Source organism: Actinomadura montaniterrae, assembly GCF_008923365.1.
GTDB classification, from domain to species: Bacteria; Actinomycetota; Actinomycetes; order Streptosporangiales; family Streptosporangiaceae; genus Spirillospora; species Spirillospora montaniterrae.
On sequence record NZ_WBMR01000237.1, the window covers coordinates 1 to 13,938 of the forward strand.

The 13,938-nt window shown below is 75.5% G+C and carries 14 protein-coding genes; 10 read left to right on the top strand and 4 right to left on the bottom strand.

Annotated elements, in window-relative coordinates:
* Positions 1-262 precede the first annotated feature (262 nt).
* The gene (locus F9B16_RS42675) at positions 263-733 is read left to right on the top strand and encodes a PPOX class F420-dependent oxidoreductase (RefSeq protein ID WP_151545967.1); all 471 of its coding nucleotides are present in this window, start codon (positions 263-265) and stop codon (positions 731-733) included.
* A 119-nt stretch (positions 734-852) separates the two neighbouring features.
* A complete protein-coding gene (locus F9B16_RS42680; RefSeq protein WP_151545968.1) occupies positions 853-2,616 on the top strand; it encodes an outer membrane protein assembly factor BamB family protein in 1,764 nt (587 codons plus the stop codon).
* 40 nt (positions 2,617-2,656) lie between these two features.
* On the opposite strand, the gene F9B16_RS42685 is transcribed toward F9B16_RS42680, so the two are convergent.
* Positions 2,657-4,960: an ATP-binding cassette domain-containing protein gene (locus tag F9B16_RS42685; protein WP_151545969.1), complete on the bottom strand. Its 2,304-nt coding sequence runs from the start codon at positions 4,958-4,960 to the stop codon at positions 2,657-2,659.
* A gap of 62 nt (positions 4,961-5,022) precedes the next feature.
* Between F9B16_RS42685 and F9B16_RS42690 the strand changes: the two genes are divergently transcribed.
* Positions 5,023-6,012 (top strand): helix-turn-helix transcriptional regulator, encoded by a 990-nt coding sequence (locus tag F9B16_RS42690; protein ID WP_151545970.1) that lies wholly within the window; start codon positions 5,023-5,025, stop codon positions 6,010-6,012.
* On the opposite strand, the gene F9B16_RS42695 is transcribed toward F9B16_RS42690, so the two are convergent.
* Positions 5,979-6,446: a MarR family winged helix-turn-helix transcriptional regulator gene (locus tag F9B16_RS42695; RefSeq protein WP_225992439.1), complete on the bottom strand. Its 468-nt coding sequence runs from the start codon at positions 6,444-6,446 to the stop codon at positions 5,979-5,981. The genes F9B16_RS42690 and F9B16_RS42695 overlap by 34 nt on opposite strands.
* 99 nt (positions 6,447-6,545) lie before the next feature.
* Here F9B16_RS42695 and F9B16_RS42700 point away from each other — a divergent pair, with 99 nt between their 5' ends.
* Complete coding sequence (locus tag F9B16_RS42700; RefSeq protein WP_151545971.1) at positions 6,546-6,851, top strand: antibiotic biosynthesis monooxygenase family protein; 306 nt, start codon at positions 6,546-6,548, stop codon at positions 6,849-6,851.
* A gap of 312 nt (positions 6,852-7,163) precedes the next feature.
* Positions 7,164-7,535: a VOC family protein gene (locus F9B16_RS42710; protein WP_151545973.1), complete on the top strand. Its 372-nt coding sequence runs from the start codon at positions 7,164-7,166 to the stop codon at positions 7,533-7,535.
* Positions 7,536-7,574: 39 nt separating this feature from the next.
* Here the strand turns inward: F9B16_RS42710 and F9B16_RS42715 are convergent, their stop codons facing one another.
* A complete protein-coding gene (locus F9B16_RS42715) occupies positions 7,575-8,921 on the bottom strand; it encodes a cytochrome P450 (protein WP_225992440.1) in 1,347 nt (448 codons plus the stop codon).
* A 91-nt stretch (positions 8,922-9,012) separates the two neighbouring features.
* Here F9B16_RS42715 and F9B16_RS42720 point away from each other — a divergent pair, with 91 nt between their 5' ends.
* Both F9B16_RS42720 and F9B16_RS42725 read left to right on the top strand, forming a co-directional pair.
* Positions 9,013-9,465, top strand: a complete 453-nt coding sequence (locus F9B16_RS42720) for a cupin domain-containing protein (RefSeq protein ID WP_225992441.1) — start codon at positions 9,013-9,015, stop codon at positions 9,463-9,465.
* Positions 9,462-10,250: an IclR family transcriptional regulator gene (locus F9B16_RS42725; RefSeq protein WP_192809257.1), complete on the top strand. Its 789-nt coding sequence runs from the start codon at positions 9,462-9,464 to the stop codon at positions 10,248-10,250. Before F9B16_RS42720 ends, F9B16_RS42725 begins: the two co-directional genes overlap by 4 nt.
* Here F9B16_RS42725 and F9B16_RS42730 read toward each other — a convergent pair.
* Positions 10,222-11,172 carry a LysR family transcriptional regulator gene (locus tag F9B16_RS42730; protein ID WP_151545976.1) on the bottom strand — a complete coding sequence of 317 codons (951 nt, stop codon included), beginning with the start codon at positions 11,170-11,172 and terminating at the stop codon, positions 10,222-10,224. The two genes, F9B16_RS42725 and F9B16_RS42730, sit on opposite strands and share 29 nt — an antisense overlap.
* Positions 11,173-11,256: 84 nt before the next feature.
* On the opposite strand from F9B16_RS42730, the gene F9B16_RS42735 reads away from it, so the two are divergent.
* From F9B16_RS42735 to F9B16_RS42745, 3 genes are all read left to right on the top strand, one after another.
* Positions 11,257-12,345, top strand: coding sequence for an aminotransferase class V-fold PLP-dependent enzyme (locus F9B16_RS42735; RefSeq protein ID WP_151545977.1), 1,089 nt, complete (start codon positions 11,257-11,259; stop codon positions 12,343-12,345).
* A gap of 125 nt (positions 12,346-12,470) precedes the next feature.
* Entirely contained in the window at positions 12,471-13,583 is a 1,113-nt protein-coding gene (locus tag F9B16_RS42740) for an NAD-dependent epimerase/dehydratase family protein (RefSeq protein ID WP_151545978.1), read from the top strand.
* A partial coding sequence (locus tag F9B16_RS42745) for a glycosyltransferase family 2 protein (protein WP_151545979.1) occupies positions 13,580-13,938 on the top strand: 359 nt, incomplete at its 3' end. The genes F9B16_RS42740 and F9B16_RS42745, both read left to right, overlap by 4 nt.

The following is a 13,938-nucleotide window of genomic DNA, read 5'->3' on the forward strand; positions in this document are numbered from 1 at the left end:
GAGGCGGCGGGCGCCCGGGCGGGGACGCCGGCGAGGGCGGGCGGCGCGGTCAGCGCGCCGGCCAGCAGCGCGGTGCCGAGCAGGACTCCGGACGTGCGGGGGGTGCGCATGGCGATCCTCATCGGGCGGCGGGGGAGAGGGGGACGCCCGTCATGATGCAGGCCCGCCCGGCGGCGAAGAACTGGTGAGCCCTCAAAACTTCCCGGCGATCATTGTGCGGGGCGACAACGGGCGGCGCCGGCGCCGTCCCTAAGCTGGAGGCATGGCCCCTTCCATCGCCACCGCGAACCGCGTCGAACGCTCCGAACTGCTGGAATTCCTGCGGCCCCGGCACCGCGCGCTGATCGCCACGGCCCGCTCCGACGGCCGCCCGCAGCTGTCGCCGGTGACCTGCGGCGTCGACGGAGAGGGACGCGTCGTGGTGTCGACCTACCCCGAGCGCGCCAAGGCCCGCAACGCCCGCCGCGACGCGCGGGTGTCGCTGTGCGTGCTGTCCGACGACTGGAACGGTCCCTACGTGCAGGTCGACGGCACCGCCGAGGTCCTCGACATGCCCGAGGCCGCCGACGCCCTCGTCGACTACTACCGGTGCATCGCCGGCGAGCACCCCGACTGGGACGAGTACCGAGAGGCGATGCGCCGCCAGGACAAGTCGCTGATCCGCGTCACCATCGACCGCTGGGGCCCGATCTCGACCGGCGGCTTCCCCGCCCGCCTCGCCCCCGGCGACTGACCACCGCCCGGACAGGGTTCGAACCGCTTTCCTGACGAACTTGACGGCCGGTGTCGGGGTGATCCGGTATAAGGGGATCACCCCGCGCCGAATCCCGTCGATCGTCCGGAAACGGTGGCATGCCCGAACCCGCGGTCCGCCCAGAGCACCCGTCCCCGACGCCGCCCCCGCCACGCGGACCCCTGAACCGGCTCCGCGGCCGGCGGAGCCGCGGCCTGCCCGAATCGGTGCGCCGGCTGCCCGCCCGCGACCGGGCGGCCGTCGTGCGGGCCGTCCGCAGATGCGTCCCGCCCGCCGACCCGGCCCTGCACGAGCCGACGCTCGCGCTGGCCGAACGGACACGTGAGCAGGCGCGCCGGTACGGGTGGCTGTACCGGTGGCCGCCCGTCGTGCTGGTCGCCATCGCGGCCGCCACGCTGGTCGCGTCGCATGACGAGCTGCCGGTGGGCACCGCGGTCATCCTCGTCGGCGTGGCGATCGTCATCCCGTCGTCGGCGGTGCGGCGCAACGCCCGCCTGCAGCGGCTCGCGGCGACGATCCGAGCCGAGGGCGGGGACGCGCCGACCGGACCCGCCTCCACGCGCCGGGTCCGCGCGCCCTCGCCCGCCACTGCCGCCATGGCCGCCGGGATCGTGGTGATCGCGTCCGGGCTGTGGCTGCAGTGGGACGCCCGGCACCACCGGCGGGACTGGACGATCGACGGGCCTCACGGCGCCTTCCCGGCGGCGATCGCCGCGCAGCCCCCGCGAGACCCGGGGAAGATGATCGCCACCTACCCGTTCGACGCTCTGACGTATCGCGGTCTCGCGATCGAGGCCACCTGGAACTCCGCCTCGGTGACGGCCCACCGCGTCCGCCCCGCCGCCACCTACTGGCGGCTCACCCGCCGCGACCACCGGCTCGTCGACGCGGACCTCGATCCCGCCACCGGACGGCTCCTGCTGGTCTGGGCCCATCTGGACTCCGACACCGGCGACATCGAGGCGCCGGTGGAGGCCATGGCGGTCGACGTGCGGACGGGCAGGGTCCGCTGGACCCGGACGATCTCCACCGATTGGGGCACCGTGGACCGGGGGTCGACCGTCATCGGGCGAGCAGCGCTGATCCCGGCCGGGAACCTCACCGTGCTGGACCCCGCGACCGGGCGGCGGCGGTGGCGGCTGCACGACCGCTGCGGTCAGGCCCCGGCGGGCACCATCGGCCGCACGGTGATCCTCCGCCGCGAATGCCCGCAGACCGGGCTGCTGCTGGAGGGCTACGACGCCGCCACCGGACGCCGCCTGTGGAGCAAGAACTTCGCGAGCTGGTGGCCCGGCAGGGAGCACGCCCCCGTGCTCCCCGTGAAGGTCGGCGCCCTCGACCGCAACAGGATCGTGGTCTGGACGCTGGAACGCGAAGCCGTCTACGACGCCACGACCGGCGCGCGGATCGGCGAGCACCAGCAGCCGGTCGCCGCCGACGGCAAGGTCCTCGGCGCCGGCGAGAACACGGTCTTCGACGGCGAAACCGGCTACGGCCCGTGCTGGATCCACCCGCCCCGCGACCTCCGCAAGGGAATCTGCGCCACCGACCCGGTCTCCGGTCGCCGGCTGTGGAGCTTCCGCTTCCCCGGCGCCGACGAGACCACCCAGCTCAGGTCCCCGATGGCCGTCGCCGGCGGACGCGTCTACACCCTCACCAGCGACCACGGCGGAGAGATCGTCGACCACGTCAACATCAACGACGCCCGGACCGGGGCGCTTCTGGCCCGCGTCACCCCGGCGCTACCCGAACGTCCCCGCCTGTACGGCATCCATACGGTGGACGGCGGTGCCCTCGTCCTCGCCGACGACCTCGTCCCCAGTTCGGCCGCCTACAAGACCGTGCTGCTCGGGGACGGGTGACGGTCCGTGCGCGAGACGGGGCGCGGGCGGTCGCGGCGTGTCAGCTCGCGACCGCTCCGTCCGCGGGGGCGCCCAGGGACCGGCGCAGGAAGTCGGCGGTGACCGAACCCGTCGCGTCCGCCAGCGCGGCGGGGGTGCCCTCGAACACCACGCGGCCGCCGCGCCGCCCGCCGCCCGGCCCGAGGTCCACGACCCAGTCGGCGTGCTTGACCACCGCGAGGTCGTGCTCGACGACGATGACGGTGTTGCCGGCGTCCACGAGCCGGTCCAGCAGCGCCAGCAGCGCGGCGACGTCGTCGGTGTGCAGGCCGGTCGTCGGCTCGTCCAGCAGGTAGAGCTGGCCGGTGCGGTGCAGCCGCGCCGCCAGCTTCACCCGCTGCCGTTCCCCGCCCGACAGCGACGACAGCGGGCGGCCGAGCGCCATGTGGCCGAGGCCGACGTCGACCAGGGCCCGCAGCCGCGCGGCGATCGCCTTCTCGGCCGCGTCGTCGCCGGTGAAGAACGCCAGGGCCTGCTCGGCGGGCGTCTCCAGCACGTCGGCGATGGAGCGTCCCCGCAGGCTGAGGGCCAGGACGCCGGGGCGGTAGCGGCGCCCGCCGCACGCCTCGCACCGCACGGTGACCGGGTCCATGAACGCGAGGTCGGTGCGGATGACCCCGGCGCCGTCGCACTGCGGGCAGGCGCCCTTGGAGTTGTGGCTGAACAGCGCGGCGTCCACCCCGTTGGCGCGGGCGAACAGGCGTCGCAGCGGGTCCATCGCGCCGAGGAACGTGGCGGGGCTGGAGCGCCGCGACGCGGTGATCGGCGACTGGTCCACCACCACGGCGTGCTCGTGGCGGGCCGCGAACTCGCCCATCACCAGGGTGCTCTTGCCCGACCCCGCGACGCCCGTCACCGCCGTCAGCACCCCGGTGGGGAACCGCACGGTGACGTCGTCGAGGTTGTGGGCGTTCGCGCCGGTCACCGCCAGCCACCCGGCCGGTTCCCGGAACGCGCGCTTGACGGGGGCGGCGCGGCGCAGCGCCCGCCCGGTCGCGGTGCCCGCGTTCCGGAGGGCTGCGGCGGGACCGGTGAACACCACCTCGCCGCCGTGCGCGCCCGCGCCGGGGCCCATGTCGACGACGTGGTCGGCGGCGCCGACGATCGCGGGATCGTGCTCCACCACCAGCACCGTGTTGCCCTTGTCGCGCAGCCGGCGCAGCAGCGCGATCAGCCGGTCCACGTCGCGCGGGTGCAGCCCGGCGCTCGGCTCGTCGAACACGTACGTCATCCCCGTCAGGCTCGACCCGAGGTGCCGGACGACCTTGAGCCGCTGCGCCTCGCCGCCCGACAGCGTGCGGGTCTCGCGGTCCAGGCTGAGGTAGCCGAGGCCGATCTCCTCCAGCCGCCGCAGCCGCGCGACCGCCGCCCCCGCGACGGTGCCGGCGACCGGGCCGGTCACCTCGTCCAGCACCGCGATCAGGTCGCCGATCTCCAGCGCGCACATCTCGGGGAGCGTCCGCCCGGTGACGCGGGACGCGCGCGCCGCCGCGTTCAGCCGGGCGCCGCCGCACTCGGGGCAGGCGTCCTCGCGGACGACCCGCCGCGCCGCGTCCCGCGCCGTCCCCTTCAGGGAGTCGATGTCCCGCTTGATGTAGAGGCGGTCGAACCGCTCGACGAGGCCCTCGTAGGCGTTGCTGCCGAGCGACCCGGTCCGGTTGAGCCGCTTGACGCGGAAGCCCTTGCCGTGCAGGAGCAGGTCCCACTCCCCGTCGGTGAAGTCGCGCAACGGCTTGTCCGGGTCGAACAGGCCCGACTCGGCGTACAGCTGCCACACGAACGTGCCGACGCCGAACGGCGGGAAGTTCACCGCGCCCTCGTTCAACGTCTTGGAGGTGTCGAGGAAGCGGTCCAGGTCGACGCGGGTGACGCGGCCGAGCCCGTCGCATCGCGGGCACATGCCGCGCGGGTCGTTGAACGAGTACGCCGACGCCTCGCCCGCGCTCTGGGTGCCGTGCCGGGAGAACAGCACCCGCAGCACCGGGTTGATGTCCGACGCCGTCCCGACGGTGGAGCGGGCGCCGCCGCCGATGGGCCGCTGGTCCACGACCACGGCCGGTGCGAGGTTCTCGATCGAGTCGGCGTCGGGCCGCTCGTGCTTGGGCATCCGGTCGCGGGCGAACCAGCCGAACGTCTCGGCCAGCTGCCGCCGCGCCTCCACCGCGACCGTCCCGAACACCAGCGACGACTTGCCCGACCCCGACACCCCCGTGAACACCACCAGGCGCCCCTTGGGGATGCGCAGCGAGACGTCCTTGAGGTTGTTCTCCCGTGCCCTGCTGATGATGATGTCGTCCCCGTGCATGCCGGCCACGCTAGGCGGCAAAGAGGTCGGGAACGGTCCTCATTGGCGGGCATACTGGCGGCATGTCCTCGGCTCGCCTGCTGCAGCTGCTGTCCCTCCTGCAGACCCGCCGCGAATGGACGGGCCCGGAGCTGAGCGAGCGGCTCGGCGTGACGGTCCGCACCGTCCGCCGCGACGTCGAGCGGCTGCGCGACCTCGGCTACCCGGTGCACGCCACGCTCGGCAAGGTCGGCGGGTACCGGCTGGAGGCGGGCACCGCGCTGCCGCCGCTGCTGCTGGACGACGAGGAGGCCGTCGCGATCGCGGTCGGGCTGCGGGGCGCCGCCGGGGGAGCGGTCGAGGGCATCGGCGAGGCGTCGGTGCGGGCGCTGGCCAAGCTGGAGCAGATCCTGCCCGCCCGGCTGCGCCGCCGCGTCAACGCCCTGCACACCGCCACCACCCCGCTGACCGGGCCGCCCGCCGGGCCCGCCGTGGACCCCGAGACCCTCACCGTGCTCGCCGCCGCGTCCCGCGACCGCGAGCGGATCCGGTTCGCCTACCGCGACACCGGCGGCGCCGAGACCTCCCGCCTCGCCGACCCGCACGGCCTGGTGACGGCCGGGCGCCGCTGGTACCTGGTCGCCTACGACACCGGACGCGACGGCTGGCGGACGTTCCGCGTCGACCGGGTCACCCGCCCGCACCCGACCGGCGTCCGCTGCCCGCCCCGCGACCTGCCCGCCGCCGACCCCGCGGCGTTCGTCACCCGGTCACTGGCCCGCTCGCGGCCCCTGCGGCGCGCGGTGCTGCGGGTGCACGCCTCCGCCGAGGAGCTCGCCGACCGGTTCCGCGTCACCGGCGCCGAGGTCGAACCGGTCGACGAGCGCACCTGCGTGCTGCGCACCGCGCCCGACTCGCTGGAATGGACGGCGCTGCGCATCGCCTACCTCGACCTGGAGTTCGAGGTCGTCGAGCCGCCCGAGCTGGCCGAGCGGCTCGCCGCCGTCGGCGCCCGCCTCACCCGCGCCACCGCCGGCGCTCAGCCCGCCGCGTCCCCGCGCCGGGCGCGCTGACGCTCCACGATCTCCCGGTACATCCGCTTGAACGCGGCGTAGGCGTCGGCGCCGACGGCCTCGGCGTGCCCGCGCTCGATCGCCTCCAGGATCGCGTCGGACCGGGCCATCTGGTCCAGCCCCCGCGCGGTCGGCACGACGAGCTTGGCGCGCCGGTCGCTCGGGTCGGGGCGCCGCTCGACGTACCCGAGCGCCTCCAGCTCGTCCAGGACCTTCCCGACGACCTGCTTGTGCTGCCCGGACCGGCGCGCCAGCTCCGTCGCGCGGCTGCCCTCGGCGTCCAGGTAGGCCAGCACCGCGCCGTGCTGCGGCCGCAGGTCCGGGTGCCCCTGCCGGGCGAGGGCGGCGAACAGCTCGCCCTGCACCGCGAACATCAGCCGCGCGGTGAGCACGCCGATGTCGGGATCGACCGCCTTGCGCTCGCTGCGCCGCACGTCCCGCCTCCTTGGTCCACTGAGGTGATAATCACCTTTGTTGACTATCTGTGGAGGTGACCATATCGTCTCCACCGCAACGCGATCAAGGAGGCGGAGATGGCTGCGACCGTGGAACTGACCCGGTTCAAGGTGGACCCCGACAAGACCGAGGCGATGCTGGCGGCCCGTCCGGGGATGCTGGCGGACTTCCGCGCCGACCGCGACGGCTTCCTGGACGCGCGGCTGATCCGGCTGCCCGGCGGCGAGTGGCTGGACGTGGTGGAGTGGCGCTCGCCCGAGGACTTCGCCGCGTCCCGCGCCAAGGGCGCCAACCTCCCCGGCATCGCCGCCTTCTTCGCCACCCTCGGCGAACTCGTCAGCGACGAGCAGGGCACCCTCGCCGCGCCCGGGAGCACCCGATGACCACCCCGGCCGGGCAGCGCCCCCACTGGCGCCCCGGCACCGCCTACGGCTACCACGCGTTCGTCATCGGCGCGCTCACCGGCGAAGTCGTCCGCCGACCCCCGCAGCGGTGTCGCCTACGCCTACACCCGGCGCCGCTTCTCCTACGGCGGCGGAGGCGGCGCCCCGGAGAACCACGCCCTGGCCGCCGTCGTGGTCCGCGCGGCGGCGCGGCAGGACGCCGGACGATCTTCTTCGGGTACCTGACAGAAGGTGTCAGTCTCTCCTGGAAGACTGTGACCCATCGACCTTGAACGACCAGGGAGTACATACATGACCGGTATCGCCGAGTTCATCGCCATCAACATCGACTGCCCGGAACCGCCGAAGCTCGCGGCGTTCTACGCGGCGCTCACCGGCGGCGAGATCACCTTCGACACCCCCGAGGCGGCGGCCGTCGCCCTGCCGGGCGGGCAGAACGTCTACTTCCAGGGCGTCCCCGACCACAAGGCGCCGACGTGGCCGACCGGCGAGCGCCCCCAGCAGTACCACCTCGACTTCTACGTCGACGACCTCGACAAGGCCGAGGCGCAGGTCGCCGAGCTCGGCGGCGCCACGCCCGGCTTCCAGCCGGGCGGCGACCGGTGGCGGGTGCTGACCGACCCCGCCGGGCACCCCTTCTGCGTCTGCCTGCGCAGCCAGTAGCGGCCGCGGGAGACGCGGGCGGCGGCCGCCCGGCGCGCGTCAGGCGGGCAGGACGCGCACCGGCAGGCCGCCGCGCGGCCGCATCGCGGTGACGCTGGTCGGCGTCACCGCCGGGGACACCAGCCGCAGCCGGGGGCCGCGCAGCAGGCACGCGAGCATCGTCTTGATCTCCACGGTCGCCAGCGTCGACCCGATACAGCGGTGCGGGCCGCCGCCGAACGGCAGGTACGTCGACGGGGTCGTCGGGCGGTGCAGCTCCGAGCCCGGGATCCAGCGCTCGGGCCGGAACCGCCCCGCCTGCGGCCACACCTCCGGCATCCGGTGCGTGACGTAGGGGGAGTACAGCACCATCGCGCCCGCCGGGATCCGGTGCCCGGCGTAGGCGAAGTCCTCGACGGGGACGCGGGCGCTCAGCACCGCCGGCGGGAACAGCCGCAGCGTCTCCTGCACCACCCCGTCCAGGTAGGTGAGCTTCGGCAGGTCGGCGGCCTCCGGCGGCCGGTCCCCGAGCACCTCGGCGACCTCCCGGCGGGCCCGCTCGGCCGCGTCCGGATGCACCAGCAGCGCGTACACCGCCCACGCCATCGCCGCGCTGGTGGTGTCGTACCCGGCCGAGATCAGGCTGATGACCTGGTCCTGCAGCTCCTGGCGGGTCAGGCCCGCGCCGTCGTCGTCGCGGGCCGCCATCAGCATGCCGAGCACGTCGTCGTGCTCGCCGCCCTCGCGGCGCCGCCGCTCGATCTCCTCGTCCACCCGCCGCGCGACCGCCGCGCGGGACGCGGTGACGCGCCGCCAGTACGGGTTGGGCAGCGCCCGCAGCATCATCTGCGCCACGAAGTTGCGGTCGATGCCGGCCAGCGCGACCTGCAGGCCGTGCCCGATGACCTCGGCGTCGGCGGCGAGCCGGTCGCCGAACAGCACCTCCACGGTGCTGCGGCGGATGACGCCGCGCAGCTCGGCGTAGGCGTCCAGCGTCCGGCCGGGCGTCCAGGACGCCAGCGCGGCGCCGGTGTTGGCGGCGATCCGGGCGACGTACCCGTCGACGCGGCGGTGGTGGAACGCCGGCTGGACCAGGCGGCGGCGCCGCTTGTGGTCGGCGCCGTCGCTGACGATCAGCGCGGTCTCCCCGTTCACCGGCACCAGCAGGTCGAACGCCTCCCGCCAGCGGAACAGCCCGGAATTGGCGAACACGAACGCGTTGGCGTCGGGGCCGAACAGGTGCACGAACGGCCTGCGGCGCGTCCCGACCGCCACGACCGGGCCGTGCTCGGCGTACAGCCGCAGCAGGCTCGCGCACGGGTTCATCGCGAACCCGACGCCGTGGCGCGCGGTCACCCTCGGGGAGGGGGTCATGGTCGTGGCGGGGGTCATCGTCGCGGATCCCACGCGCCCACTATGGCACGGTCCGGCGCATGGCCGTTCGGGCGGGCGCGCCCCCGGTCGGCGCCGCCGCCGGCCCGGTGCGAGGATGGGACGCGTGACGGACGAGACCGAAACGCGGGGAACGGCGGCCTGGCACGGGAGGATCGAGCACGTCCGGGGGTCGCAGGTGCGTTCCGACACCGCCCAGACCTCCGGGATGCGGCGGTTCGAGGCGATCTCCGGCACGACGGTGGGGTCGGAGCGGCTGTGGATGGGCCGCACCCACGTCCCGCCGGCGACCAGCTCCGGCGACCACCACCACGGCGAGGCCGAGACGGCGATCTACGTGGTGTCGGGGCATCCGGTGTTCGTGTTCGCCGAGGGGGACCGGGAGGTCCGGGTGGAGACCGGGCCCGGCGACTACGTGTTCGTCCCGCCCTACGTCCCGCACCGCGAGGAGAACCCGTCCGGCGACGAGGAGGCGGTCGTGGTGATCGCCCGCAGCACGCAGGAGGGCATCGTGGTCAACCTGCCGAGCCTGTGGGCCCCGCGGCCGCAGGACGGGTGAGCGCGGTGCCCGCCGGACCGCCGGGACCGGGCGGCCACCGCCCGAAACCGGGCACGCAGACCGTGGACCGGTCGGTGGCGGTGCTGCGCACCTTCGAGGACGCCGACCGGCAGACCCCCACCGAGATCGCGCACCGGCTGGGGCTGTCGGTGAGCACCGCGCACCGCATCGTGCACGCGCTGCACGCCACCGGCATGCTCGGCCGCGACGCGCAGACCGAGCGGTACTTCCTCGGCCCCACCGCCGCGATCCTCGGCCGGCTGGCGCTGGAGCGGATGGGCACCACGCTGCTGCAGCCGGAGCTGACCGCGCTGCGCGACGGGACCGGCGAGGCCGTCAGCCTCGGCGTCCGCGCCGGCGACGAGGTCGCGGTGCTGCTGCACCTGCCCTCCACGCACCCGCTGCGCTACGACCAGCCGCCCGGCGACCGCAACCCCATCCACACCTGCGCGATGGGCAAGGCGCTGCTGGCGTTCGACGACGACCAGGTCGCGATGGACGAGCCGTACCGGCGGTTCACCCCGTCCACGCTCACCACCCGCGCGGAGCTGCAGGCCGAGCTGGCGCGGATCCGCGAGCGCGGCTACTCGGTGAACGACGAGGAGCGGCTCGCCGGCGTCCGCGCGGTGGCGGCGCCCGTCCGCGACGGCGCGGGCCGCACGTTCGCGGCGGTGGCGCTGCAGGGCCCGTCGGTGCGGTTCGGCGACGACCGGATGCCGGAGCTGACCGAGGCGGTGCTGAAGGCGGCGACGCGCCTCACCGACCTGCACCGCCACCTGGCCTGACCTCATCGCCCTCAGTCACAGCGTCGCCCGCCGTGCCGGACGGTGCGGCGGCGGCGAGCTCGTCCAGCAGCGCGGCGACCGCGGGCGGGCGGGTCCCGGCGGGCACGAGCGCGGCGATGCGGCGCTTGCCGAGGTCGGGCGCCGGCGGGATCGTCACTCCCGGTTCGGAGTGCAGGCCGAGCGCCAGGCCGGGCAGCGCGGTGACGGCGAGGCCGTGCGCGACGAGCCGCTGGACGGCGACGTGGTCGTCGCTGGCGAACGCGATCCGCGGGACGAACCCGGCGCGCCCGCACGCCCAGTTCAGGTGGTCGCGGCAGCGCGCGCAGCCCGACGCCCACGTCTCCTCAGCCAGGTCCTCCAGCCGGACGGGGCCTGCGGCCAGCGGGTGCGCGGCGGGCAGCACGATCCGGATCGGGTCGTGGCACAGCTCGACCTCGCGGAACCGGGCGTCGGTGTCGGGCGGCAGGTACTCGTGGTTGAACACCACCGCGACGTCGGCGTCGCCCGCGCGCAGCGCCGCGAGGGCCTGCGGCGGTTCGGCGTCCACCAGGGTGACGGTGACGCCGGGCGCGCGGGCCCGCAGCCCGGCGAGGGCGGGCGGCAGCAGCGACGCCGCCGCGGTGGGGAACACCGCGATCCGCACCCGCCCGGCGCGCAGCCCGGCGATCGCGGCGATCTGCTCCTCGGCGTCGTCCATGCGGGCCAGGACGTCCTCGACGTGCTCGACGAGGATCCGGCCGGCCTCGGTGAGGCGGACGCCGCGGCCGTGCCGCACTACCAGCGGCGTGCCGACCTCGGCCTCCAGCCGGGCGATGTGGTGCGACACCGCCGGCTGGGTGTAGGCGAGGGAGCGCGCGGCGGCGGTCATCGAGCCGAGGCGGGCGACCTCCCGCAGGATCCGCCCGCGGTGCAGGTCCAGCATCCCCGCAAGATATCAACCGCGCTTATGGGTCATCCAGAGAACCGTACTTTGTGCTATGGCCGGGTGGTGCACGACCATCGGAGCATGACCCTTTCCGTCCACGACGCCCTTTCCGTGCACGAGCCCCTTTCCGTCCGGGACGCGCAGCGGGAGTTCACCGCTGGCGTCGCGTTCCTCAACACCGCCACCTACGGGCTGCCGCCGCGCGCCGCGCACGAGGCGATGATGGCCTCCGAACGGGACCGCGCCGCGGGGCTGCTGGTCCCGGCCGACCTCGACGGGGCCGTCGCGCGGTCCCGGCAGGCGTTCGCGCGGCTGCTCGGGCTGCCCGCGAGCCGCGTCGCCGCCGGCTCGCAGGCGTCCTACTTCGCCGGGCTCGTCGCGGCGTCCCTGCCCGCGGGCGCGCGCGTCCTGGTCGCCGAGGGCGACTTCACCTCGCTGCTGTTCCCGTTCCTCGCCCGCGCCGACCTGGCCGTCCGCGAGGTCCCGCTGGAACGCGTCGCCGAGGAGACCGGGCCGGACGTCGACGTGGTCGCGGTGTCGGCGGTGCAGTCGGCCGACGGCCGCATCGCCCCCATGGACGACCTGGTCGCCGCCGCCCGCGCGCACGGCGCCCGGATCCTGCTGGACGCCACGCAGGCCGCCGGATGGCTGCCGCTGCCCGCCGGAGACGTCGACTGGCTGGTGTGCTCGGGCTACAAGTGGTTGCTCGGCCCGCGCGGCACCTGCTTTCTCGCCGGGACCGAGGAGGCCCTCGCCGCGCTGCCGCCGGTCGGCGCGGGCTGGTACGCCGGCGCCGACGTGTGGGACTCCATCTACGGCACGCCGCTGCGGCTGGCGCCGGACGCGCGCCGCCTGGACCTGTCGCCGGCCTGGCAGTGCTGGGCCGGGCACGCGCCCGCCCTGGAGCTGATCGAGCGGGTCGGCGTCGCCGCGATCCACGACCACGACGTGGCGCTGGCGCGGCGCTTCCAGACCGCGCTCGGGCTCGAGCCCGGCGACTCGGCGATCGTGTCGGTGCCCGTCACCGACGGCACCGCCGAGCTGCTGCGCGCCAACGGCGTCGTCGCCTCCGTGCGGGCCGGGCGGCTGCGCTGCGCGTTCCACCTGTCCACCACCGAGGCCGACGCGGACAAGGCCGTCGGGCTGCTCGCCGACCGCATCGCCGCCTGACCGCCGGCGCCCGGCGCCCGGGCGTCGGCATGGAAACCCGCAGATCTTACAAGTCTCGAACAAGGTGCCTTGACGGGCGCCTTCACGCCGGATCCGGCGGCCGCGGCGGCCTACCGTTCGACGGCATGGACGTACTGCTCACCGGGTCGGCCGGTTTCATCGGTTCGCACGTCGCCGAGGCGCTCACCGCCGCGGGCCACCGGGTCCGCGGCCTGGACCTGCGGCCCGACGGCCTGGATCCCGCGGGCGGCGCGGCGGGCACCGCCGACGTCCGCGACGCGGCCGCCGTCGCGCGGCGGCTGCGCGGCGCGGACGCCGTCTGCCACCAGGCCGCCAAGGTCGGCCTCGGCGTGGACGTGTCCGACCTGCCCGACTACGCGTCGGTGAACGTGCACGGCACCGCGGTGCTGCTGGCGGAGATGGCCCGCGCCGGGGTCGGCACGCTGGTGCTGGCGTCGTCGATGGTCGTCTACGGGGAGGGCGCCTACAGCTGCGCGGCGCACGGCCCGGTGCGTCCGGCGCCGCGCCCGGAGGAGGCGCTGCGCGCCGGACGGTTCGAACCGGACTGCCCCGAGTGCGGGCGGCCGCTCGCGCCCGGCACCGTCGCCGAGGACGCGGCCCTGGACCCCCGCAACGTCTACGCCGACACCAAGCTCGCGCAGGAGCACCTGGCGGCGTCGTGGGCGCGGACCACCGGCGGCACCGTCGCGGCGCTGCGGTACCACAACGTGTACGGGCCGCGGATGCCGCGCGACACCCCCTACGCGGGCGTCGCGGCGATCTTCCGGTCGCGGCTGATGAACGGCGAGGCGCCGCTGGTGTTCGAGGACGGCGCGCAGCGCCGCGACTTCGTGCACGTCCGCGACGTCGCCCGCGCCAACGTGCTCGCCCTGGAGCGGGCCGCCGCGGGCGCACCCGCGGCGGGCGGGATGCGCGCCTACAACATCGCCAGCGGCGAGCCCCGCACCATCGGCGACATGGCGCGCGCGCTCGCCGGCGCGTTCGGCGGCCCGCGGCCCCGCGTCACGGGCGGTCACCGGCTCGGGGACGTCCGCCACATCGTCGCCCGCCCCGACCGCGCGCGCCGCGAGCTCGGGTTCGCCGCGTCCGTGCCGTTCGACGTGGGCATGGCCGAGTTCGCCCGGGACACCGCGGCCCCCGCCGGGCCCGCCCCGCCAGCCCGTCACCAGTTCGTAAGGGTCGCCGGCCCGTCACCGAAAGTAGCGTCAGAGCCGTGATCGACGTGATTCTCCCGTGCCTCAACGAGGCGGAGGCCCTGCCGTGGGTGCTGTCGCGGATGCCCGCGGGCTTCCGCCCCCTGGTGGTCGACAACGCCTCCACCGACGGGTCCGCGCGCGTTGCCGCGGACCACGGCGCCGACGTGGTGCCCGCCGCGGCCCGCGGGTTCGGCGCCGCCTGCCACGCCGGGCTGCTGGCCGCGACCGCCGAGGTGGTGTGCGTCATGGACGCCGACGCCTCGCTGGACCCCGCCGAGCTGCCGCGCCTGGTCGCCGAGTTCGACCGGCTCTCGGCCGGCGGCGCGCCGGCGCTGGTGCTGGGGCGGCGCCGCCCGTCCGGGCGCGGCGCGTGGCC

Bases quoted from the DNA above. Each gene is read 5' to 3' on its own strand.
- F9B16_RS42710 (WP_151545973.1), top strand. From the start codon at position 7,164: ATGACCGGTATCGCCGAGTTCATCGCCATCAACATCGACTGCCCGGAA.
- F9B16_RS42675 (WP_151545967.1), top strand. From the start codon at position 263: ATGGCCCCTTCCATCGCCACCGCGAACCGCGTCGAACGCTCCGAACTG.
- F9B16_RS42690 (WP_151545970.1), top strand. From the start codon at position 5,023: ATGTCCTCGGCTCGCCTGCTGCAGCTGCTGTCCCTCCTGCAGACCCGC.
- F9B16_RS42685 (WP_151545969.1), bottom strand. From the start codon at position 4,960: ATGCACGGGGACGACATCATCATCAGCAGGGCACGGGAGAACAACCTC.
- F9B16_RS42730 (WP_151545976.1), bottom strand. From the start codon at position 11,172: ATGCTGGACCTGCACCGCGGGCGGATCCTGCGGGAGGTCGCCCGCCTC.
- F9B16_RS42700 (WP_151545971.1), top strand. From the start codon at position 6,546: ATGGCTGCGACCGTGGAACTGACCCGGTTCAAGGTGGACCCCGACAAG.
- F9B16_RS42735 (WP_151545977.1), top strand. From the start codon at position 11,257: ATGACCCTTTCCGTCCACGACGCCCTTTCCGTGCACGAGCCCCTTTCC.
- F9B16_RS42680 (WP_151545968.1), top strand. From the start codon at position 853: ATGCCCGAACCCGCGGTCCGCCCAGAGCACCCGTCCCCGACGCCGCCC.
- F9B16_RS42740 (WP_151545978.1), top strand. From the start codon at position 12,471: ATGGACGTACTGCTCACCGGGTCGGCCGGTTTCATCGGTTCGCACGTC.